Annotated in this window: 13 protein-coding genes; 6 read left to right on the top strand and 7 right to left on the bottom strand. The window is 71.0% G+C overall.

Translation table 11 applies throughout. The annotated features are described in order from the left end of the window. Nucleotides 1-135: 135 nt before the first annotated feature. On the top strand, nt 136-1,188 hold the full coding sequence (locus ACFRCG_RS35230; RefSeq protein ID WP_380039112.1) for an aldo/keto reductase: 1,053 nt from the start codon (nt 136-138) through the stop codon (nt 1,186-1,188). 321 nt (nt 1,189-1,509) lie between these two features. Beyond that, complete coding sequence (locus ACFRCG_RS35235; protein WP_380039114.1) at nt 1,510-1,929, top strand: chorismate mutase; 420 nt, start codon at nt 1,510-1,512, stop codon at nt 1,927-1,929. A gap of 96 nt (nt 1,930-2,025) precedes the next feature. Here the strand turns inward: ACFRCG_RS35235 and ACFRCG_RS35240 are convergent, their stop codons facing one another. Then, entirely contained in the window at nt 2,026-3,402 is a 1,377-nt protein-coding gene (locus tag ACFRCG_RS35240; protein ID WP_380039117.1) for a VWA domain-containing protein, read from the bottom strand. A gap of 633 nt (nt 3,403-4,035) precedes the next feature. On the opposite strand from ACFRCG_RS35240, the gene ACFRCG_RS35245 reads away from it, so the two are divergent. Then, complete coding sequence (locus tag ACFRCG_RS35245; protein ID WP_380039119.1) at nt 4,036-5,331, top strand: MFS transporter; 1,296 nt, start codon at nt 4,036-4,038, stop codon at nt 5,329-5,331. A 54-nt stretch (nt 5,332-5,385) separates the two neighbouring features. On the opposite strand, the gene ACFRCG_RS35250 is transcribed toward ACFRCG_RS35245, so the two are convergent. The 6 genes from ACFRCG_RS35250 to ACFRCG_RS35275 are packed head-to-tail and all read right to left on the bottom strand — an operon-like array spanning nt 5,386 to nt 11,428. After that, nucleotides 5,386-7,182 carry a gamma-glutamyltransferase family protein gene (locus ACFRCG_RS35250; protein ID WP_380039121.1) on the bottom strand — a complete coding sequence of 599 codons (1,797 nt, stop codon included), beginning with the start codon at nt 7,180-7,182 and terminating at the stop codon, nt 5,386-5,388. A gap of 23 nt (nt 7,183-7,205) precedes the next feature. Continuing rightward, complete coding sequence (locus ACFRCG_RS35255; RefSeq protein WP_380039123.1) at nt 7,206-8,084, bottom strand: PhzF family phenazine biosynthesis protein; 879 nt, start codon at nt 8,082-8,084, stop codon at nt 7,206-7,208. After that, nucleotides 8,081-8,974 carry an LLM class flavin-dependent oxidoreductase gene (locus ACFRCG_RS35260; protein ID WP_380039236.1) on the bottom strand — a complete coding sequence of 298 codons (894 nt, stop codon included), beginning with the start codon at nt 8,972-8,974 and terminating at the stop codon, nt 8,081-8,083. The genes ACFRCG_RS35255 and ACFRCG_RS35260 overlap by 4 nt, the downstream gene beginning before the upstream one ends. 5 nt (nt 8,975-8,979) lie before the next feature. Further along, nucleotides 8,980-9,945: a hypothetical protein gene (locus tag ACFRCG_RS35265; protein WP_380039125.1), complete on the bottom strand. Its 966-nt coding sequence runs from the start codon at nt 9,943-9,945 to the stop codon at nt 8,980-8,982. After that, nucleotides 9,942-10,421, bottom strand: a complete 480-nt coding sequence (locus ACFRCG_RS35270) for a VOC family protein (protein WP_380039127.1) — start codon at nt 10,419-10,421, stop codon at nt 9,942-9,944. Before ACFRCG_RS35270 ends, ACFRCG_RS35265 begins: the two co-directional genes overlap by 4 nt. Nucleotides 10,422-10,480: 59 nt before the next feature. Then, complete coding sequence (locus ACFRCG_RS35275; RefSeq protein WP_380039129.1) at nt 10,481-11,428, bottom strand: methyltransferase domain-containing protein; 948 nt, start codon at nt 11,426-11,428, stop codon at nt 10,481-10,483. A 428-nt stretch (nt 11,429-11,856) separates the two neighbouring features. Between ACFRCG_RS35275 and ACFRCG_RS35280 the strand changes: the two genes are divergently transcribed. The 3 genes from ACFRCG_RS35280 (at nt 11,857) to ACFRCG_RS35290 (ending at nt 23,268) form a co-directional block, all read left to right on the top strand. After that, entirely contained in the window at nt 11,857-12,882 is a 1,026-nt protein-coding gene (locus ACFRCG_RS35280) for an amidinotransferase (protein ID WP_380039131.1), read from the top strand. Nucleotides 12,883-12,965: 83 nt separating this feature from the next. Further along, nucleotides 12,966-19,352, top strand: coding sequence for an amino acid adenylation domain-containing protein (locus tag ACFRCG_RS35285; protein ID WP_380039133.1), 6,387 nt, complete (start codon nt 12,966-12,968; stop codon nt 19,350-19,352). Nucleotides 19,353-19,386: 34 nt separating this feature from the next. Continuing rightward, nucleotides 19,387-23,268, top strand: a complete 3,882-nt coding sequence (locus ACFRCG_RS35290; RefSeq protein ID WP_380039135.1) for an amino acid adenylation domain-containing protein — start codon at nt 19,387-19,389, stop codon at nt 23,266-23,268.

The following is a 23,268-nucleotide window of genomic DNA, read 5'->3' on the forward strand; positions in this document are numbered from 1 at the left end:
GGTTTTGGTGTGGTCCCCGCCCTGGGTGGTCCCACTTTTTTTGTCCTCCTCCCCCTCCACACCCCCGGCCACCCCCCTCCCCCCCGGGGGGGGGGGGCCGGCGGCCCCCCCACACCCCCACCCCGAGGAGAAACCATGCGAACCCGCCCCCTCGGCCGGACCGGCATCCAGGTCAGTGCCTACACCCTGGGCACGATGATGTTCGGCCCGTACGGCAACCCCGACCCCGACGACTGCGTCCGCATCGTCCACCGCGCCCTCGACGCCGGCATCAACGTCATCGACACCGCCGACGTCTACGGCGGCGACGGCGAAACCGAGAGAATCGTCGGCAAGGCCCTACGCGGCCGCCGCGACGACGTCGTCCTGGCCACCAAATTCAACGGCCCGATGGGAACCGACCCCAACCGGCGCGGCAACTCCCGCCGATGGATCGTCTCCGCGGTCGAAGGATCCCTGCGCCGCCTGGGCGTCGACCACATCGACCTCTACCAGGCCCACCACCCCGAACCCGGCACCGACATCGAGGAAACCCTCGGCGCGCTGACCGACCTGATACGGGCGGGCAAGATCCGCGCGATCGGCCACTCCAACCTCCCCGCCTCCGACATCGTCGAAGCCCAATGGGTGGCCCAACAGCGCGGGCTGGCCCGCTTCCGCACCGAACAACCGCACTACTCGATCCTCAACCGCGGGATCGAACGCGAGATCCTGCCCGTCTGCGAACGCCACGGGCTGGGTGTCCTGGTGTGGAGCCCGCTGGCCATGGGCCTGCTCGCCGGTCGCCTCCGCAGGGGCAGCGGGGAAACGGCCTCGGCCGGGCGCCTGCACTGGGCGCGAGGCCACATGACCGACGAACGCAAGCTCGACGCCGTCGAAGCCCTGGCCCGGATCGCCGAGCAGGCCGGGCTGTCGCTGCCCCACCTCGCCCTGGCGTTCGTCACCGCCCACCCCGCGGTCACCTCCGCGATCATCGGCCCACGCACCCCCGACCAACTCGACGACCTCCTCGCCGGAGCGGACACCCTCCTCGACGACGACCTCCTCGACCGCATCGACGAGATCGTGCCACCCGGAACCGACGTCGGACCCATCGACGTCGCCCACATCCCACCCGCACTCACACAGCCCGAACTCCGCCGACGCCCCACCGAAACCCGGGCGGCGCGCCGACAGTCGCCACAGTGACGACGGCACCGGCATGCACAGTGCTCGCTCCGGGGCGACGGGCTCGGCCAGGCCGCTGGTTCCGGCGCCGCGACGGACTTCCGCCGACCGTCCGCCGGGCCGTCCGTCGCCCGCGTTCACGGGTGGCGTGTATCGACGAGGAGGACCCGGACGGCTACATCCGGATCCGGCGGTTCCACAGCGAGGCGCGGCGCGTCGAGCCGTACGCCGCCGTCCGCGGCAGCGACCACTACGCGGCCCCGACACCCGGCTTTGCCCTGGGCCGACACGTCCCCGAACACCCCTCCACAACAATCACCCGTACCTCCCGAGAAGGCACCGATGAACCGTCGAACGCAGGCGAAGTCGCAGTCCGGGTCACCCCTCCTGGCCAACCGAACCACCGACGATCGATCGGGCAAGGCGTCCGAAAAGCCCGCCGAACTGTTCGAACTGCGTGACAGCATCGACAACATCGACGCCGCCTTGATCCATCTGCTCGCCGAGCGGTTCAAGTGCACCAGGCGGGTCGGTGTGCTCAAGGCCGAGCACCGACTGCCGCCTGCGGACCCCGCCCGCGAGACGACCCAGATCCAACGGCTGCGCCCGCTCGCCGAGAGCGCCAAGCTCGATCCCGACTTCGCGGAAAAGTTCCTCGACTTCCTCGTCGCCGAAGTGACCTACCACCACAAGGCCATCGCCGACTCCTACAGGAACAACGGCCCACGGACCCGACCGATCGCGGCCCGACGCGCGAGGTAGTCCGCCCGAACGCGCAGGGTCCGGTGGGCCGGGTCGAGGGCGAGCGTGAGGCGGTCCGGCGCCGGTCCGTCCCGCGAGGTGGCGGCGCCGGCGCGATCAGCCGAGAAGTCGTGCCGTGCGGGCTGCGGCAAGCCAGTGGGGGAACTCGCCGAGCAGGCGGTCGTACAGGTCGTCGTCGGTGACCGAGTCGATGTCGTCGAGGGCGAAGAAGTTGCAGTTGTCGACGATGCGCCCGGGCAGGGTGTCGAGGCGTTCGAGGACGCCGTATTGGCTGTTCCCCAGTCCGATGAACTGCCAGAACACCGGGTGTTCGGCGGCGGAGGTGAGGATGCGGGCCATCTCGTCGTCGGCCCACACGTCGCCGTCGGACACGAACAGGACGAGGGTGGGCAGTCCGTCTGCGGAGCGGCGATAGGCGGACACCAACTCGCGCATCACCACGGGTTCGTCGTTGCCGACGCCGACGTTGTCCGGCCACTTGCGGAACTGTTTCATCCAGCGCCCGAGTTCGGGTATGCGCAACGGGTCGCGTAGCCGGCGCGCGCGGTCGGCGTACAACCACACGTCCAGGGCGCCGTCCTCGTCGAGGCGGGCCGCGACCGGCGCCAGGCGCTCCAGCATGCGCGCGACGGTGCCCTGCCGGTACACGTCGTACATGGACCCGGAGGCGTCCAGGACGAGCACCACGTGTGCCCGGGTGCCGGCGAGTCCCTTCTTCTCCAGACACACCGCCACCCGCTCCTTGCGCAGGTCGATCCGCCGGGCGAGGTCGGCGGGCAGGGCCGCGGTGTCCCGGGTGGGATTCGCGCCCGTCGCGGCGGGCGGTGACACGGGGGCCGGCGCGGGACGGCCCCCGGTCGGCGCCGCGGCACCGCCCACCGTGTGGGCGGTCGCCGACCGCGCCGAGTCGTCGGCGACGTCCACCCCGTAGTCGGTGGCCAGTCCCGCCAGGCCGGTGGCATAGCCCTGCCCGACGGACCGCAGCTTCCACTCGCCCTGACGGCGGTAGAACTCGACCACGACCAGCAGCGTTTCCGTGCCGCCGCCGGAGCCCGGGCAGTGCGCCGCGAACGCGCCCGAACCGTGTGGGTCGTGGGCATCGACCCGCACGACGTGCGTGGCCAGGTCGGTGACATCGGCGAAACGTCCGCCGTCGGCCGACGCCGCGACCAGCACACGCTCGACGTCGGGCGGTAGCTCGCCGAGCGAAACCCGGACCGCCGCCCGTGCGCCGCCCTCTCCCGAGACCTCGACGCAGCGCACCGCGCCGCCGGCGCCCGACGGCTGGTTGTAGAAGACGAAGTCGGCGTCCGAACGCACGCGTCCGTCGGTGCCGAGCAGCAGCGCGCACAGGTCCGGGGCGGGCGTACCCGGCCGGGGCGTGAACGTCACGGTGACGTCGAGAACTCCGGTGGGCACCACCGTATTGGCACCCGCCGGCAGGATCAGCGGCTGGTTGGGCATCGAACGCATCGGCCCATTCTGGCCCACCCACCCCCGCTCACGGCACGCGGGTCCGGTTCTCACATCGCGGCCCGTGGACGGTTCCCGGCAGGAACGCGGATGCCCGATCCCGGCTCCGGCGGCATCGACGACGTGAGCACCTCGAACCCATCGCGACCGTCGGCCACCGCCGTTCCCCCGTCGCGCGCATCATGCGCGAACCGCGCCACACCCACCGGAGCGTCACCTTGTACGCCCCCGCCACGACCACGTGGCCGACTCTCGTCCGCTCGGCCCCGGCCCCCGTTCGCGCCGACGACGAAGGGCATCGTCGAGCGCGACGCCGTGGCGGGTACCAGCGTCGAGGAGTCTCGGGGCAAGCCTCGACCGGCCGGCGCCGGACACGGGCCGGACGACGGGAGTCTTCGACAAGGTGTCCGCGCGAGCGGGCCGGTCCCGGTGATGGTCAGGATCATGTCGCCGAAGGTGGCGACGACGTGTGTAGGCGCCGTGCACAACCCTGGCCACCATGGTGCGGGCCGAGCATCCGAAGCGGCTGCTGCCGCACGGGGGTTGGTCGCGCCGTCGTCGTGTGGGTGTCTGCCGGGTGCCATCCCTCTCGTCTCCCATTCGTCGGGGCCGGCCGGCTGCCAGACTGGGGCGGTGACTACGGCGAAACCGGCGGCATCGCAGGGGCTTTCGGCGTCGAGGCTGGGCAGGAAGTTCACGCTGCTGTGGTCGGCCTCGTCGGTCTCCGCCGTGGGTGACGGCATGCGGGACGCGGCCCTGCCCTTGTTGGTCGCCACGGTGTCGTCGTCACCGAGAGCCGTGGCGTTGGTGACGGTGGCCGGAACGCTGCCCTGGCTGGTGATGTCCTTGGTGGGGGGTGTCCTGGCCGACCGGTTCGACCGGCGGCGCCTGATGTGGCAGGTCGACCTGGTGCGCGCCGTGGTGGTCCTGGGCTTCGCGGCGTGGGTGCTGGTCACGAGCCCGCCCTTGGTGGTGCCGGTCCTGCTGGCCTTCGTGCTCGGATGCGGCGAGACGGTCTTCGTCAACGCGTCCACGTCCGCCCTGCCGGATGTGGTGCGGCCCGAGCAACTCGAGGCCGCCAACGGTCGTCTGGAGGGCGGTCTCATTGTCGGCGGACACTTCGTCGGCCCGCTGCTGGGCTCCGCCCTGTTCGTTGTCGGCGCGGGGTACCCGTTCGCCGTGGACGGCGTCTCCTTCGTCCTGGCCGCCGCCCTGGTGGCCGCGTTGGGTCGGTCGAGCGCGAGCACGCCGTCACCTCGTCGCCCGGTGGCGGCCGACATCCGCGAGGGCGTTCGCTGGACCTGGACGCACCGCGGGATTCGGCTGCTGGCCATCGTGGCAGCGGTGGCGTCGATGGCCTTCTATCTGGCGGTCACCATGCTGGTGCTGCTGTTGACGAAGACCCTGGGGGCGTCGCCCGTGGCGTACGGCATGGTGTTGGCCTCGGGTGCCGTCGGCGGAGCGTTGGCCGGCGTCACCTCGGGCCGGCTGCGCAACCGCCTCGGCCTGACGTCCAGAATCGGTCTGTCCTTCTTCCTTATGGGAGCCTCACTGCTGGGTCTGGGGGTCGGCTCCTCCGTGGCCTTGGCGGCCGTCCTGTATGCCGTGGCCAGTTTCGGTGTGGTGACCTGGAACGTGCAGGTGGTCTCCCTCAGGCAACGGGTCGTACCGCGTCGGCTTCTCGGTCGGGTCAACAGCTGCTACCTGTTGCTGAGCCGTCTGGGGATCTTGGTCGGCGCCGGGCTCAGCGGCTGGCTCGGTTCCGCGTTCTCCGTGCGCACCCCCGCCATTCTCGGCGGTGTCGTCCTGCTCACGTCCCTCGTCGTGGTCCCCAGGTTGGCGAGTCTCGAGGCGGTGCGAAGCCGACCCGCCGGACTCGACGGCGCAGCCGATCCGGATCCGGTCGACGATCCGCCCCTCCCCCGGTGACCGGGCATCGCTTTCCACAAGGCCGGGCGCGGCTCCCACCGCGCCCGGCCACGGTCACCGAACGACCGCGTACGCCTGTTGCCCACGCGGACTCGCCGCCGCCAGCACGCCGCCGTGCGAGTCCGGGCCCGTGGCACACACCTTGCCCAGGGTCATCGGCGCGACCGTCTGCACCTCGTGGCCGCGCCGGCGAAGCTCGGTCAGGACGGCCTGATCGAACCCGTCCTGCTCCACGACCGCGGCCAGTGGCCGCGCCCGACGGGGCGTGAACGAGCTCGGTACGTGATCGGTGTGGAAGGTCGCCGCTTCCACCGCCTGCTGGGGGCTCATGCCGAAGTCGACGTGGTTGACGAAGAAGTTCAGGGTCCACTGGTCCTGTTGGTCGCCCCCGGGCGTACCGAAGGCCAGACAGGGCGCGCCGTCCCGGAGCGCCAAGGTCGGACTGAGCGTCGTACGGGGCCGTTTGCCGGGAGCGACGGAGTTGTTGTGTCCCTCGTCCAACCAGGCCATCTGGCCTCGGGTGCCCAGCGGAAATCCGAGACCGGGGACCACCGGCGAGCTCTTGAGCCACCCGCCACTGGGGGTGGCGACCACCATGTTGCCGTCGCGATCGGACGCACTCACGCAGCACGTGTCGCCCTTCGCCGCCGTCCGCTGCAGGACGGTCGGGATGCCGTCGGCCAACTGCCGCAGCCAGTCCGGGTCGCCGGAGGAGGCGGACACGTCCAGTACCGGGGGAATCCACGGCTTTCGACCGTCGGGGGAGCCGGGGCGCAGGACATCGCACGCCTCGGCTCCGATCAGGGTCCGGCGGGCCGCCGCGTAGGCGGGGTCGAAGAGGCCGGCCAGCGGCACGTCGGCGTGCTCCGGGTCGCCGTACCACGCCTCCCGGTCCGCGAAGGCCAACTTGGCGGACTCGATCACGGTGTGCACGTGGTCCGCGCTCCCGAAGCCCATCGCGTTGATGTCGAAGCCCTCCAGCAGGGCCAGTTGCTGGAGGAAGACCGGGCCTTGGGACCAGGGACCCGCCTTGTGCACGCTGTGACCGCGGTAGTCGAGGGCCACGGTGGCCTCGACGGGAACCCGCCAACCGGCCAGGTCGTCACCGGTGAGCAAGCCGCCGTTGTGCCGGCCGGTGGAGTCGATCGGCTCCTCGGTCGCCATGAACCGGTCGACGGCCTCGGCGACGAATCCCTCGTAGAAGGCCGAGATCGCGGCGTCCGCCTGTGCCTCGCGCGTTCGTCCGCCCGCCGTGGCCTCGGCGAGGATGCGGCGATACGTCCGGGCCAGCGCCGGATTGCGCATCCGGGCGCCGGGCGCGGGAGCCGCGCCGTGGTGCAGATAGGTACGGCCGGACTCGGTCCACTCGTCGCGGAAGAGCGGCGCCATCACCTCGATCATTGCGGCGGTTTTGGGCAGCAGCGGATATCCGTCCTCGGCGTAGCCGATCGCGGGCTCCAGCACGTCCTGTACCGTCAGCCGGCCGAAGTCGCGCAGCAGGCGCATCCAGGCGCCGAAGGCCCCGGGCACGGTGGCCGCCAGCAGTCCGGAGCCGGGTATCACCGCCAGCCCGCGCCGGCGAAACGCCTCGGGCGTCGCCTGCCGCGGCATCGGACCCTGTCCGCAGACGACCTGGGTCGACCCGGTCGCCGCGTCGTGGACCATGATCGGGACGTCTCCGCCGGGGCCGTTGAGATGCGGCTCCACCACCTGGATGACCAGGGCCGCGGCGGTGGCGGCGTCGAACGCGTTCCCGCCGCGGTCGAACATCGCCACGCCCGCCGCCGAAGCGAGCCAGTGCGTGGAGGAGACCGCGCATGCGGTGCCGTGCAGTTCCGGACGATGCAGCACGAGACGTCCTTCCGAGGGGTCGGTCAAGGGGATTCGACGGGGTCCGCGAGGTGTCCGGAGGCGACCGGTGTCACCCGGCCGGTCACGCTGCCGCGCACCACGAGGCCGTTCTCGACCGTCACCGTGCACTCGAGCAGTGCGGGGCGGCCCGCCTCGGCTCCCTGGCGGACCGTGTATCCGTGCTCGCCGTTCGTGGCGGGCAGTCGGCCGGCGACGATCAGCCACCCGCCCAGGGCCATGGCCACCGGTCCGCAGGCGGGGTCCTCGGGGATGCCGAAGCCGGGGGCGAACAGCCGGGCCCGGGCGAGGCGATCGGCCGGTTCCCAGGTGAACAGGCACAGGGCCGGCAGAGCGACGTCGCGCATGTGCGCGTAGTCGGGTCGGGCCCGGGCGATCGCGTCGGCGCGGACCGGGAGCACCGCGAAGCCCCCGCCGAAGCCCGCCAGTCGCGGCCCGCCGTCGCCGTCCGCATCGGCGAGGTCCGCCTCGGTCAGCCCCACCGCGTCGAGCAGTGGTTGCCGATCCAGCGGCTCGCCGCGCACCGGCCCGGTCGCGTACAGGGTGGCGCGGTCGGCTCGCGCCGCGAGCACCTGGCGTCCGGTGCCACATTCCTGCATCAGCCGGCCGGTGGGAACGCGGCCCAACCGAGCCAGCGTGGCGGCGGTCCCCACGCCGGAATGCGCGCCGTGCGGTGATTCGGCGTCCGGACCGAAGACGCGCACCCGGTACGACGCGTGGGGCGAGGTCGCGGGGAGGACGAAGGCGGTTTCCGCGGCGCCGAGTTCCGCCGCGACGCACCGCATCACGGCGGACGACAGTCCCGTCGCGTCGGGGACCACGGCCAGGGCGCTGCCCGCGAAGGGACGGTCGGTGAACATGTTGACGAGCTCGTAGCCGATCATCGTGTGCCCGTCGACGTGAAGAGCTTGCCGGCGATCCGCTCCACGACCTCGGGGCTGCCCCGGTAGGGGAAGTCGGCTCGGGGCCAATGGACGACCAGGTCGGTGAAGCCGATGTCCGCGAACAGCCCGCAGGCGTCCTCGTAGGCGTCCACCGAATCGATCACGCCGGTGATCATCGCGCCGGTGACGACCAGGCGGCGCACCGTCGAGGGGTCGCGGCCGACGTCCGCGCACGCCGCGTCGAGGGCGTGCGCCTGTGCGCGAAGCTTCGCGATCGCCGGTGCGTAGCCGCTCGGTTCACCCCAGCCGGGGTCGCCGGCCGTCACCCAGATGTCGGCGTGGCGGGCCGCCAGCCGGATGCCTCGGGGGCCGGTCGCGGCGATGGCCAGGGGCAGGCGCGGGCGCTGGACGCAGCCCGGCACCATGAAGGCGCCGTGGGCTTCGAACCACGCACCCCGGTGGTCGGTCACCCGTCGGCGCAGCAGCAGGTCGGTCATTTCGACGAACTCCGCGAAACGGTCGTGGCGTTCGGCCGGGGACGGCGGTGTGTGGCCCAGGACCCGATCGTCGTGGCCTGCGGCGCCGGCGCCGAGTCCGCAGATCAGCCGGCCGTCCGAGATGTCGTCGAGGGTCATCAATTCCTTGGCGAAGGTCACCGGGTGTCGGTAGGACGCGCCGGCGACCATCGTCCCGAGTCCGATCCGGGAGGTGGCCTCGGCCGCGGCCGCCAGGGTGGGGACGGCGCCGAACCAGGGCTTTTCGCGCAACCATCGCCACATCAGGTGGTCGTAGGTCCACGCGTGGTCGAAGCCGAGTTCCTCGGCCCGCGTCCACAGTCGTCGCGCGTGCGACCAGCGCTGCTCGGGCAGCAGGATCACCCCGTGCCGCATGGCGCTCACGAGGCGGTCATCTCCTTGGCCACCCGGGCCGCGGAGAAGCCGGCGGCCAGACCGGCGACGCGAAAGAGCGAGGGGGGCAGATCCTCCTCGCACTCCACGATGTCGGGGTGTCGCATCTCCGCCAATGTCTCGTCCCGGCTCTCCGGCGACCCCGGGTACAGGCCGTTCGTGGCGAGGTCCATCACGATGGCCTTATTGCGCCGCAGCAATTGCGCCAGGATCTCCTGCCGCGTGGTCGGCGCCCGCAGGGTCAGGAAGTAGCAGTCGAAGATCCCCTCCCACATGCGGGGCTGGTTGGCGTCGCGTTGCGCGACCGACTGCTGGAGCAGCGACCTGCCGCCTTCCACCAGTTTGGCCGCGACCCCCAGGTGGATGCGGTGGCTCAACTCGACCTGTCGGACCAGCCGTTCCCGCTCGGAAGCGACCACGGGCGGCAGTTTCCGGCCTCGGAACAGGCTTCGTACCGGCGGGTAGTCCGGCGCCCAGGTACCGCTGAAGGTGCTGTGCAGCCGATGCATGCTCGGTCGGATGTCCGCGTTGTAGATGGCGCTGTTGCACGATCCCGTGTACAGCAGCATCCCGCAGTACGCCCGCACGTATTCCGTCACGGCGACCGAGGCGGCCTCGCGGTCCTTCGGGTTCGAGGACAGTCGCGACAGTTCGTCCGCCAGCAGGCGCCAGATCACGAAGGAGACGTGATGGCCGATGATCCAGCGAAACCAGAACAGTTGCCCCAGGCGGCTGTCGTCGACGGGCGGGGTGATCCCGAAGCCCTCCTTGGCCCGGGCCAGAAAGCCCAGGCACGCGTCGTCGAGGTCGGCTTCGTCGCGACTGCCGCCGTCGGGCGCGGCGCTGTTCGGCGCCGGCATCGTCAGCGGTTCCAGGCCGTAGGGGTAGTCGCCGAAGTCCCAGCCGTTGGTGCCGGGCAGGGAGAGTGCGGCGACGGCCGACGGGCGCCTCATGCGTTTTCCCCCACTGCTCCCCCGATGCAGGTGAACTCGAATTCCAGGCCGTTCACGTCGAGACAGTAGAAACTCTGGGTGCCCTGCGCGTCGGTCACGATCTCGGTGGGTTGCTCCGGGTCGACGAACGCGTAGCGGTGCGAACAGGAGAGTTCCAACCAACGGCTGCGCCAGGTGCGCAGTTCGGCGGGCGTTTCGACGCTCAGGCACACGTGTTGGAAACGAGGTGCGTCCGACGCGGCCCGGCCCTCGGCGGGAGTGCGGCGTTCGAAGAGATGGAAGTGCGCGGCCCCGACGGCCAGTTCGGCCATCCGCACGACGCCGGGCAGGCGGGAAACGGTCAGGTCCGAGAATATGTCCGTCGCCCAGGTCAGCCGGCCGCCGAAGAAGTCCTCGTACCATGAAATCGAGTTGTCGAGGTTGTCCGTCTGCACCGCGATGTGGTGCAGAACGGGCACCGATTCGAGATCGGGCATACGAATCCCCTCCGGTGGCCGGCGGCCTCCGTCGGCCCGGTTCCGACATCCTGCGTGGCTCAGAGCCTTTCGAGTTCGAAGATGACCTCGCCGACGGCGATGTCGATCGAATTTTTACTCCTGAGCCGCCAACCGCCTTCCTCGAAAACGGATTCCCAGTCGCGCACGGTCGGTATGAAGGTGCCCATCATGTCGTGCGCGACCTCGAATCCCAGCGCGAAGATCGGCAGGTCACGGTCGGCGACTCCCTCGCTGCGGGTGGCGTCACCCAGCAGGAATCTGCGCGCCCGCGGGAACAGGGTGCGCAGCCGCCGAAGGTTTTCGATGCACCTTTGCCGGGGCCAGAAGTCGTGCCCCATCATGAAACAGGTCAGGAGTTCGACCTCGTCGAACGCCGGAACCGGGGCCATCGTCAGCACGTCGGCCTGCATGAACGTCATCCGGTCGGCAAGGCCGGCCGCGGCCGCCGCGGCGGTTGCCATCCGTACGGCCGGCTGGGCGATGTCGATGCCCACGGCCCGGGTACCCGGATGGCGGCCGAGGAGTTGCATGAGCCGCTCGCCGCTGCCGCAGCCCAGGTCGGCGACGACGTGAAAGTCGAAGTCCAGTCCCTGCACCGTCTGCCAGAACCAGGGGTCGTAGCAGAATTTGCTGATCTCCCGGCACGCGAAGGCGATGGCGGCGCTGTCGCGCGGGCAGAAATCTCCCACCCGGTTCTCGGTGCGCACGACCTCGGGCGCCCGCCGGAACAGATCGGCACTCCCCCTGGTGAGCCAGTGAAAGAACGATTTGTTTCGGTATGCCTCGGAGAAGTGGACGCCCGGTAATATCTTGAAATCTTCGCGCTCGACGATCTCGACCGCCGACAGTGCCCGAAAGAGGCCGAGAACCGAAGCGGTGTCGAGTCCCCGTTCGGCCGCGAAATTCTGCACGTCGAGCATTCCCTGCGTATGCAGCTCGTCAAACATACCGAGTTCCCAGGCGGCACCGATGGCCGAAGCCGCCACCGCGGAATTGTATATGTGGATTATCGCTCTTTCGCTGTCCCCCGGCGTCACATCCACCCCTCTCACGCAAAATGGTGAGAAACAAAAATTTACGACAGGCGACATTTAATATCCATGATCACAATCGGGTAACGCAAGTGATGTGCGTCACATCGATGCCGTGTTGACAGAGCGACCACACCGACGGCAGGTTCACCATGACCCACCTGGACGACCAGGGCCGCCGACCACTCGGCACGCCGGGACGGCGGCTTGAATTCATGTCACCCCGCCCGCCTTGCGGTCTCCCTGGATAGGGCTTGGCGCGACCGTCGGACCTGAATGCGGCAGAGTGACTGGAGTTCACGTTGTCCGATTCGTCAGCAGACATACCCTTATCGGGAAATTCTTCCGTCTCGTCATATACCGAGTGGGATCCACTCGAAGAAGTGATTGTCGGGATAGTCGACGACGCCACGTTTCCCCCATGGCACGCGTCATTGGAACCGGTCATTCCGACGCACCAGCACGAGACCTTCCGCCGCCGCGGCGGGCAACCGTTTCCCGCGGAGCTGATCGCCGCGGCCCGCAAGGAACTCGACGAGTTCGTGCACATCCTCGAAGCCGAAGGGGTGACGGTCCGACGCCCCGAGCCGGTCGCGCAGCGCACGCCCTACGCCACGCGCGACTGGACCAGCACCGGTCTGTACGCGGCCATGCCGCGGGATTGCCTCCTGGTGGTGGGCGAGGACGTCATCGAGTGCCCGATGGCCTGGCGCTCCCGGTACTACGAAACCCTCGCCTACCGGCCGCTCCTGAAGGAGTACTTCCGGACCGGCGCCCGGTGGAGCGCCGGACCCAAGCCCGAACTCACCGACGAACAATACGACTCGACCTGGACCGAGCCGGCCGAGGGAATGCCGGCCCGGCTGATCGTGACCGAGTTCGAGCCGACCTTCGACGCGGCCGACTTCCTGCGACTCGGGCGCGACATCGTCGCGCAGAAGAGCAACGTCACGAACGAGTTCGGCATCGACTGGCTGCGCCGCCATCTCGGTGATCGATACCGCGTCCACGTCCTCGAGTTCGACGACACGCACCCCATGCACATCGACGCCACGCTGGCCCCGCTGGCTCCCGGGAAGCTGCTCGTGCACCCCGAGCGAGTGTCGAAGGTACCCGCGATCTTCAAGGGCTGGGACGTGATGCGCGCCCCCCGGCCGGTGATTCCCGACAGTCACCCGCTCTACCTGACCAGCAAGTGGATCAACATGAACGTCCTGATGCTGGACGAGAACCGCGTCGTGGTCGAACGCGAGGACGAGCCGATGATCTCCGCGATGAAGGAGTGGGGCTTCACCCCCATTCCGTGCGGCTTCCGCAACTTCAACAGTTTCGGTGGCTCCTTCCACTGCGCCACCCTCGACGTGCGACGCAGCGGCGGACTCGACTCCTATCTCGACCACCCCGGCTGACCCACCGCAGGGAGCACCTCGCCAAGCGTCGTCTCGATCTGGAGTGTGAGATGTCGGACCACAGCGTCGGACGTATCGAGCTCATGGCAGGGCAGAGGGGCCTGTGGTACGCCCATCGATTCGACCCCGAGAGCCCGATCCTCAACGAGGGCGAGTATCTCGACATCGACGGCTCCCTCGACATCGGCCTGTTCGAGGAGGCATTGCGGCAGACCGTGTCCGAGGCGGAGACCCTGCGGCTGAGATTCCTCGAGAACGAGGACGGGCTCCGCCAGGAGGTCGACCCGGACCTCGAACATCGCCTGCACGTCGTCGACGTGAGCGCGGACCGGGACCCGCACCGGGCCGCGCTGGAGTGGATGAGCGCCGATCTGGCCCGCCCGCGCGACCTCGAACGTGGGCCGCTCGTCACGTTCGCGCTCTTCAAGCTGCACGATCGGCGTTTCCACTGGTACCAGGGCTGCCACCACATCGTGAACGACGGATTCGGCTTTCCCCTGGTGGTCGCCCGCGTCGCCGAGCTCTACACCGCCCTGTTCGAGGGCGGCTCGGCCGACGGCGAACCCTTCGAGTCCGTGCAGGCCCTCGTCGACGCCGATGCGGCGTACCGCGCCTCCCCCGCGTTCGACGAGGACCGGCGGTACTGGCTCGACCTGCTGGCGGACCGGCCCCGACCGGTGTCCCTGGCCGGCGGGGCGGCGCAAGGACCGGCCCGCGCGCGCCGGCGCGAGACGAGGAACCTGGACCCCGCGGCGGCCGACCGACTCCGGTCCGCCTGCCGCGGCTTCGGAACCAACCTGGCCGGCCTCGCGGTCGCGGCCACCGCGCTCTTCGCCGCCCGGGCCACGGGCGAGACGGACGTGGTCATCGGCTTCGCCGTACCCGGCCGCGGCCCCGGCATCGAGCAGACGATTCCCGGAGTCGTGGCCAACGTGGTCCCCATCCGCCTGTCGGTGCACCCCGAGACGACCTTGGCGGACCTGGTCGACCGAAGCCTTGTCCAGGTCCTGGAGGCGATGCGCCACCAGCGATACCGCTACGAGGACATCCGCCACGACCTCGGCCTCGCCCCGGGGGAGGTGCCCTGGGCGGTCTCCCTGAACGTCATGCCGTTCGACTACCGAGTCACCCTCGCCGGCCGGCCCTTCGTCGCCCACAATCTCGCCACCGGGCCCTTCGAGGAGATCTCCCTGAACCTGTGGGACATCTCGCGCGACGGCAGCCTGCAACTGGCCGTCGACACCGACCCCGACCGGTTCGACGAGCGCACGCACGCCGGTTGCGCACGCCTGCTCGACGAAGCGCTCGACCGCGTCGTCGACACGCCGGGCAACACCCCGGTGGGCCGACTCGACGTGCTGCCGGCCGCCGTTCGGCGGCTGCTCCTGACCCGGTGGAACCCGCCGTCCGCACCGCTCCCCCCGCGCACCCTGTCCGAGCTGCTCGCCGAGCAGGCCCTGCGCACCCCGGAGCGGACCGCACTGGTGTACGGGGACACCTTATTGACGTATGCCGAACTCCGGGCCCGGGCCGGGCGGCTGGCCCGCGTGCTCACCGAGCGGGACGTCGGACCCGAGCGGTTCGTGGCCGTACTGCTGCCCCGCTCCCCGGCGGGCGTGGTGGCCTTCCTGGCCATCCTCACCGCCGGAGGCGCCTACGTGCCGATCGATCCCGGGTACCCGCCGGAGCGCATCGCGTACATGCTCGACGACGCGCGACCGGCCCTGGTGGTGACGACGGCGGACCTGGCGCGGGGACTTCCACCCGACTGGACCGGGCCACGGTGCCTGGTGGTGGACGAGGTCACCGGCGCGGCCGACCGGACACCCGTCGCCGAGTCACGCGACGCACCCGCACCCGACCTCCTCCCGGCGCATCCGGCATACGTGATCTACACCTCGGGGTCGACCGGACGTCCCAAGGGGGTGGTGATCGAACACCGGTCGATCGCCCGGTACGTGGCGCACGCCGTCCGGGCGTACGGCGTGGGCGAGCAGGACCGTGTCCTGGCGGCGTACGCCTTCACCTTCGACGGTTCCATGCTCGAACTGTGGGTCTCCCTGGCCGCCGGGGCGCGGATCGTGCTGGCCGACGACGACCAACGGCTCGACGCCGAAGCCCTGCAACGGCTGATGGCCGCCCACCGGGTCACCGTCGCGCATCTGTCCCCGGCCCTGATGCATCTGCTGCGGCCCGACGAACTGCCCGCGCTGCGCACGGTGTCCGCCGGTGGCGAGCGTGTGCCGGCAACGCTCGTGGACCAGTGGGCCGCGGAAGGACGAGAGTTCTGGAACGGATACGGACCCACCGAGACCACCGTCGACGCCGCGCAGAAGCTGTGTGTCGCGCCCTCCGACGGCCGATCGCCGCCGATCGGCCCACCGGTCGCCCACGCCACGGCGTACGTGCTGGACGCCGGTCTGCACCTGCTGCCCCCGGGCGCCGTCGGCGAACTCTACGTCGCCGGACCCGGCCTGGCCCGGGGCTATCTGCGGCGCCCCGGCCTCACCGCCGAGCGCTTCGTCCCGAACCCCTTCGGCGCGCCCGGATCGCGGATGTACCGGACCGGGGACCTGGTGCGCTGGACGTCGGACGGCGATCTGGACTTCGTCGGGCGCGCGGATCGCCAGGTCAAGATCCGCGGATTCCGGATCGAGCCGGGCGAGGTGCAGGCCGCCCTGGCCCGGTGCGCCGGCGTCGCCGCCGCGATCGCCGTGGTGCGCGAGGACCCCGGCACCGACAAGCGCCTGGTCGGCTACCTGGTGCCCGCGGCGGGAGCGCGGCCGGACATCGCCGCGATCCGTGCGCAGGTGGCCGACTTCCTGCCCGACTACATGGTGCCCGCCGCCTTCGTCGTGCTGGACGCGCTGCCGTTGACCACCGCGGGGAAGGTGGACGAACGCGCCCTGCCCGCACCTTCCCGCCAGGCCCCGAGCGGCGGACGCGAACCCGGGACACCCGCGGAGAAGGCGCTGTGCGCGATCTTCGCCGAGGTGCTGGGCCTGACCTCGATCGGCGTCGACGACAGCTTCTTCGCGCTGGGCGGCCACTCCCTGTCGGCGACGCGTCTGCTCACCCGGATCCGGACCGTGCTGGGCCGGGAGACGGGTATTCGGACCGTGTACGAGGCACCGACCGTCGCGGCGCTGGCCGCCCGGCTCGGCACGGCCGGCCCGGCCCGGCCCGCACTGGTCCCGGCGGTGCGGCCCGACCGGATCCCGCTGTCGTTCGCCCAGTCCCGACTGTGGTTCCTTCGACAGTTCCAGGGACCGGTCGCCACGTACAACGAGGGCATGGGGCTGCGTCTGCTCGGTGCCCTGGACATCGCCGCCCTGCACGCCGCGCTGCGCGACCTGGTGGGCCGGCACGAGGTACTGCGCACCGTGTTCCCGGCCGACGACGGCCATCCCTATCAGCACGTGCTCTGCGCCGACTCGATCGACCTCGACCTGCCCGTGGTGCCGATCGACCCGGCCGACCTGGCACAGGACCTTGCCCGGTCCACCCGACAGGCGTTCGACCTGGAGTCGGAGATCCCGCTGCGCGCGCGGTTGCTCGCCCTGTCGCCCAGGGAACACGTCCTGTTGCTGGTGATGCACCACATCGCCGGCGACGCCTGGTCGTTGCGTCCGCTGTTGGCCGATCTGGGCCGGGCGTACACCGAGCGCGCCGCCGGACGGGACCCCGGCTGGGCGCCGCTCCCGGTCCAGTACGCCGACTACACCCTGTGGCAGCGGGACCGGCTCGGCTCGGCGGCGGATCCGGAGAGTGTCCACGCCGGACAACTGGCCTACTGGCGGCGGGCCCTGGCCGAGCTGCCGCAGGAGATCGGTCTCCCGTCGGACCGGCCCAGGCCGGCCCTGCCCTCCTACGCGGGCGACTCGGTTCCGCTGGAGATACCGGCGCACGTGCACCTGGGGCTGGTGAACCTGGCCCGGGCACACGACGCGAGCACGTTCATGGTGCTCCAGGCCGTGCTGTCCGTGCTGCTGTCCAAGCTCGGAGCCGGCGACGACGTCCCCATCGGCGCGCCGGTGGCCGGACGTCTGGACGACGCGCTGGAGGATCTGGTGGGGTTCTTCACCAACACCCTCGTGGTGCGTACGGACCTGTCGGGAGATCCGACCTTCACCGAGTTGCTCGCGCGGGTGCGGGAAACCTGCCTGGACGCCTACGCCCACCAGGACGTCCCCTTCGAACTGCTGGTCGGCGACCTGGCGGTGGAGCGTTCCCTGGCCCGGCATCCCCTGTTCCAAGTGGCGCTCGTGCTGCGCAACACTCGCTCGGGCGAACTGGTGCTGCCCGGCATCGAGGTGCACCCCGAGTCGGTGTGGACCGGCATGTCCCCGTTCGACCTGGTGGTGGAGTTCGACGACGAGTCCGCCGGGTCGCAGGGCCCCACCGGACTGAGCGGCGCCCTGCTCTTCGGCACCGACCTGTTCGACCGGAGCACGGCGTCGTCCATCGCGGACCGGCTGCGGCGCCTGCTCGCACAGGTGGTGAGCGAGCCCACCCGCCGGATCGGCGCGTTCGAACTGTGGGCGCCCGGCGAGCGCGAGCGGGTGGTGAGGGACTGGAACGACACGGATCACCCGGTCGTCGCGACCACACTGCCGGCCCTGTTCGAGTCCCGGGTCGAGCGGGGCCCCGAGCGCACGGCGGTCACCGCGCCCGACGGGAGCATGACGTACCGCGAGTTCAACGCCCGGGTGAACCGGCTGGCGAGGCTGCTGGTGGCCGCCGGGGTGGGGCCCGAATCCGTGGTCGCCCTGGCCGTGCCGCGCTCGCTCGATCTGGTGGCGGCGGTGTGGGCGGTGCTCAAGGCGGGTGCGGCGTACCTGCCGTTGGATCCGCAGTATCCGGCCGAGCGGATCGCCTTCCTCCTCGACGACGTGCGGCCGGCCCTGCTGCTGACCACCGTGCGCACGAGTGCCGAACTGCCGCCCGGCGTCCCGCGCCTGCTCCTGGACGAGCCGCGGACCGGCGCCGCGGCGGCCGCCGAGTCGGCCGACGACCTGCGCGACGACGAACGGACCGGGCCGTTGTCGGCGCTGCACCCGGCGTATGTGATCCACACGTCCGGCTCGACCGGCAGGCCCAAGGGCGTCACCATGGGTACGGGTGCGATGGTGAACCTGGTGCAGGCGCACGCCCGGTGGGTCCGGCGGGAGCGGACGGGCATCGGCGGCCCGGTGGCGCAGTTCGCGGCGATCAGCTTCGACGTCTCGGCCTGGGAGATCATCGAGACCCTCACCTCCGGCAGGCACCTGGTCGTCCCCGACGACGAGGTCCGGCGCGACCCGGCGGCGTTCACCAGATGGCTGGACAAGCACGAGGTGGAGCAGTTCTGCGCGCCGAACGTGATGGTGGAGGCGGTATGCGAGGCGGCCCTGGCCCAGGGGCTCGCGCTGCCGGCACTGCGCGACATCGGACAGGGCGGCGAGGTGCTGCGACTGACCCCCGGGGTCCGGGAGTTCCTGTCCGCGCGGCCGAAGGTGCGGCTGCACAATCTCTACGGTCCCACCGAGACGCATCTGGTGACCGCCTTCTCGCTGCCGGCGGACCTGACGCACTGGGAGTCCTCGACCGCGCCGCTGGGCACGCCGATCTGGAACACCCGGATGTACGTGCTGGATCGAACCCTGCGGCCGGTTCCGCCGGGGGTGACCGGTGAGTTGTACATCGCCGGCGCGGCCCTGGCCCGCGGGTACTGGAATCGTCCCGGCCTGACCGCCGACCGGTTCGTGCCGAACCCCTTCGACGGCCCCGGCGAGCGCATGTACCGCACCGGCGACCTGGTGCGCTGGTCCGGCGACGGCCGGTTGGACTATGTGGGCCGCGTCGACGATCAGGTCAAGGTGCGCGGGTTTCGGATCGAGCCCGGAGAGGTGGAAGCGGTGCTCGGCCGGCACCCGGACGTCGACCGGGTCGCGGTCGTCGTGCGCGAGGACCGGGCGGGAGAGAAGCGGCTGGTCGCCTACGTCGTGCCGGCCGCGGGCACCGGTCCGGACCCGGTCGCGCTGCGCCGCTTCGTGGCCGAGTCGGTGCCGGACTTCCTGGTGCCCACCGCGGTGCTGATCCTGGCCGACCTGCCGCTGACCGTGAGCGGCAAGGTCCATCGCAGGGCGCTGCCCGCCCCGGACTTCGCGCAGTTCGCCTCGACCCGGGCACCGGCGACGCCGGAAGAGGAGGCCCTGTGTGCGCTGTTCGCGGACGTACTGCGGCTGGAGCGGGTCGGACCGGACGACTCCTTCTTCGACTTCGGCGGTCATTCGCTCCTGGCCACCCGACTGACGAGCCGGATCAGGACCGTGCTGGGCATCGACGTCGAGGTGGGCGCGGTGTTCGAGGCGCCGACGCCGGCGGCGCTGGCCGCCCGGATCAAGGGCACGAAACGTTCGCGCCGGCCGGCGTTGCGGCGGATGCCCCGGCCGGGGCCCGCGGCCGAAGAACGGAGCGACGGCTCGTGATCCACTCGGACCGCACCCACCTGGGGTACCGCTGATGATTCCGCTGTCGTACGCGCAACACCGGATCTGGTTCCTCAACAAGCTGGACGACGGGACGGGCTACCGCATCCCGTTGGTGTACCGACTCGTCGGGAAACCGGACGTGGCGGCGCTGCGGGCCGCGTTCACCGATGTCCTGGCCAGACACGAGAGCCTGCGCACGGTCTTTCCCGAGTCCGACGGCGCCCCCCGCCAAGTGGTCCTGGAGGACTCCGCGACCTGGCCCGTCCTGGCGGTCGAACGCATTCGGCCGCCGGAACTGCCCGCGGTCCTTCGAGCCGCGGGAGCGCACGTCTTCGACCTCACCACCGAAGCGCCCGTGCGGTTCACCCTGCTCTCGCTCGGACCGGACGAGCACGTCCTGCTGATCCTCCTACACCACATAGCGGCGGACGGCTGGTCGCGAGAACCACTCCTGCGCGACCTGGCGACCGCCTATGGGGCGCGGTGCGCGGGACGGGCGCCGGGCTGGGATCCGCTGCCGGTCCAGTACATCGACTACACCCTGTGGCAGCGTGAACTGCTCGGCGACGAGGCTGATCCGAACAGTCTGATCAGCGAACAACTGGCCTACTGGCGCGGCGCCTTGGCAGGCATCCCGGAGAATCTGTCGCTGCCCGTGGACCGGCCTCGGCCGGCCGCGGCCTCCCATCGCGGCGAGACGATCCCGATGCTGATCGCACCGCGAACACACCTGGCCCTGATCGAGCTGGCCAGACAGGAGCGGGTCAGTCTCTTCATGGTGTTGCAGGCCGGACTCGCCGCCCTGTTGACCCGGCTGGGCGCCGGCACCGACATCCCCATCGGCTCGGCCGTCGCCGGCCGGTCCGACGAGGCGATGGACGATCTGGTGGGCATGTGCGTCAACACGCTGGTGCTGCGCACCGACACCGGCGGCAATCCGTCGTTCCGGCAACTCCTGGCCCGGGTACGGGAGACGGACCTGGCGGCGTACGCACGTCAGGACGTGCCGTTCGAACGGCTCGTCGACGTGCTCGCCCCCTCTCGTTCGGCGGCGTGGAACCCGCTGTTCCAGGTCATGCTCGTCCTGGAGGACCGCACCACGAACCTCCCGTACCTCCCGGGCCTGCCGGCCACCGAGGAACCGATCGACAACCCGGACTCGAAAGTCGATCTGTCGCTCCATCTCCGGGAGCGACAGACCGACGACGGCGGCCCCGACGGCCTGGAAGGCGGCCTGGAGTTCGCCCGCGATCTGTTCGACTCGATCACCGCCGAACACATGGTCGAACGACTGGAGTCGGTGCTCGTGGCCATGGCCGCGGACCCGGACCGCCCCATCGGCGACGTGGAGATTCTCCGGCCCGGTGAGCACGGCGCCGTCCTCGGCGCGTGCCGCCCGGCCCCGGCTCGAACCCGGGAGCGGTTGCTCCCCGGGCTCTTCGAGGCGCAGGTGGCGCGTACTCCGGAGGCGACGGCACTGATTGCCGGGCAGGCACGAACGACCTACCGGGCACTGAACGCGCGGGCCGACCGGCTGGCCCGATGGCTGACCGGCCGGGGTATCGGCGCCGAGGACATCGTGGCGCTGCTGCTGCCCCGCTCCATCGACGCGGTCGTCGCCATGCTCGGCGTGCTCAAGGCCGGCGCCGCGTACCTGCCGGTGGACCCGGATTACCCGGCCGCCCGGATCGCCTTCATGCTCGCGGACTCGGCGCCCACGCTGCTCATCACCACGGGGAGCGCGGCCGGCCCGGCCGGGGCGGGCACCGTCCCCGTTCTGGACATCGCCGCCTGGCAGCACGAGGCGGCGGATGTGCCGCCCGAAGCGGGGCCGACCCACAGTGCGCGGGCCGGTGTGCCGCACGACGCGAACGCCGCCTATGTGATCTACACCTCCGGTTCCACCGGCCGCCCCAAAGGCGTGGTGGTGGAACATCGTTCCCTGGCCGCCTATGTGGAACAGGCACGGGCGGCGTATCCGAGCGCGGCCGGGTCAAGCCTGGTCCATACCTCGCTGTCCTTCGACCTGACGGTGGCCGCCCTCTACACCCCGCTGGTGAGCGGCGGGCACGCGCGGTTGGACGAGTTGGCCGGGCCGCACACCGACCCGCTCCGCCACTCCCTCTTGGACGTCACGCCGAGCCATCTCGACCTGATGGCGGCGATGCCGGTGGATCCGGCGCCGACCCGATGCCTGCTGATCGGCGGTGAGGCGTTGCGCGGGGAGTCGCTGGCCGGGTGGCGGGAGCAACACCCCGACGTCGTGGTCCACAACCTCTACGGCCCCACCGAGGCGACCGTGGACTGTGCCCGGTTCCGGCTCGACCCGGGCGAGCCCACACCGGCCGGACCGGTTCCCATCGGCCGCCCCCACGACGGCCTGGGCATGTACGTCCTGGACGAGCGGCTGCGCCCGGTGCCCAGCGGCGTCGCGGGCGAACTGTATGTGGCGGGTCCGGCCCTCGCCCGAGGCTATCTGGGCCGGTTCGCGCTGACGGCCGAGCGTTTCGTGGCGGATCCGTTCGGCCCGGCCGGTACCCGGATGTATCGCACCGGTGATCTGGCCCGCCTGCGCTCCGACGGCGACCTCGAATACGTCGGGCGGGCGGACCACCAGATCAAATTGCGCGGCCACCGCATCGAGCCGGCCGAAGTGGAGGCCGCGCTGCTGGCCCTGCCCGGGATCTCCCGGTGCGCGGTCGTGGTCCACGAGCGTTCTTCCGACGACAGACGCCTGATCGGGTATGTCGTCCCGACCGGTCCGGTCGCGAGCGTGAGCCCGGCGGCCGTCCGGGCGGCCCTCGCCGGCGCGCTGCCGGCGCCGATGGTCCCCTCGGCCGTCGTGGTCCTTGCCCAACTGCCGGTCACGCCACACGGCAAGCTCGACCGCGCCGCTCTTCCGCCGCCGGAGACCGACACACCGGTCGGCGACCGGCGGGCGCCGCGTACCCCGGCGGAGGCGTCGCTGTGCCAGGTGTTCGCCGAGGTGATCGGCGTCGACACGGTCGGCATCGACGACGGATTCTTCGAGTTGGGCGGGCACTCGCTGCTCATGCCGCGATTGCTCACCCGAGCCAAGGAGGCCCTGGGGCTGGAACTGACCCTGAAGCAGTTGTTCGTGCGACCCACCGTGGCGCAGCTGCTCCGGGACCGGCCCACGACGGCGGACCTGCTCGGCCCGCTGATCCGCCTACGCGGCGGAACGGGTCGGCCGTTGTGGTGCGTGCATCCGGGCAGTGGCCTGGGCTGGAGCTACGCGGGCCTGCTGCCGTACATTCCGGCCCCACACCCGGTGTACGCCCTCCAGGCGCGCGGCCTCGACGGCTCCACCGCCCTGGCCGGTAGTTTCCCCGAGCTCGTCTTGGACTACTGCGCGCGGATCGTCGACATCCAACCGAACGGGCCGTATCTGCTTGCCGGTTGGTCCTTCGGCGGAGCCGCGGCCCATGCCGTCGCGGTGCGACTGCGCGCGTCGGGGCATGAGGTCGCTCTGCTCGCCGCCATCGACGCCTGGCCGGCGGGCGCCCCTGCCGATCGCGACACCGAAGAGCCCTCCGACGTCCGGCTGGTGGCCTTCGACGGTGGGGAGGCGATGGCTGCCCTGGACGGGGAGTCGGTGGCCGCGCTGCTGCGGGCCACCGGCAACAACATCCGCCTCCTGCGGGATCCGGGGATCGTGCCGGAGTTCTTCGACGGCTCGCTGCTGCTCTTCGAGGCCGCGCCCGGCGGCCGAGGAACGCAGGCCGGGCAACGGTGGCGGGCGTGCATCGGCGGGGACATCACGGTGGTGCCGGTGGACAGCGAGCACCTGCGGATGATGCGCCCCGCGGCGCTGCGCGTGATCGGACCGGTCCTCGCCCGGGCGTTGCGATCGACGATGCCCCTGTCACCGGCGATCAAGGAGCGGATCTGA

Source organism: Embleya sp. NPDC056575 (assembly GCF_042793325.1).
Taxonomy (GTDB): domain Bacteria; phylum Actinomycetota; class Actinomycetes; order Streptomycetales; family Streptomycetaceae; genus Embleya.

Excerpts from the sequence above, each read along its gene's own strand:
- ACFRCG_RS35290 (WP_380039135.1), top strand. The coding sequence starts at position 19,387 with ATGATTCCGCTGTCGTACGCGCAACACCGGATCTGGTTCCTCAACAAG.
- ACFRCG_RS35260 (WP_380039236.1), bottom strand. The coding sequence starts at position 8,974 with ATGCGGCACGGGGTGATCCTGCTGCCCGAGCAGCGCTGGTCGCACGCG.
- ACFRCG_RS35255 (WP_380039123.1), bottom strand. The coding sequence starts at position 8,084 with ATGATCGGCTACGAGCTCGTCAACATGTTCACCGACCGTCCCTTCGCG.
- ACFRCG_RS35285 (WP_380039133.1), top strand. The coding sequence starts at position 12,966 with ATGGCAGGGCAGAGGGGCCTGTGGTACGCCCATCGATTCGACCCCGAG.
- ACFRCG_RS35235 (WP_380039114.1), top strand. The coding sequence starts at position 1,510 with ATGAACCGTCGAACGCAGGCGAAGTCGCAGTCCGGGTCACCCCTCCTG.
- ACFRCG_RS35265 (WP_380039125.1), bottom strand. The coding sequence starts at position 9,945 with ATGAGGCGCCCGTCGGCCGTCGCCGCACTCTCCCTGCCCGGCACCAAC.
- ACFRCG_RS35240 (WP_380039117.1), bottom strand. The coding sequence starts at position 3,402 with ATGCGTTCGATGCCCAACCAGCCGCTGATCCTGCCGGCGGGTGCCAAT.
- ACFRCG_RS35270 (WP_380039127.1), bottom strand. The coding sequence starts at position 10,421 with ATGCCCGATCTCGAATCGGTGCCCGTTCTGCACCACATCGCGGTGCAG.
- ACFRCG_RS35230 (WP_380039112.1), top strand. The coding sequence starts at position 136 with ATGCGAACCCGCCCCCTCGGCCGGACCGGCATCCAGGTCAGTGCCTAC.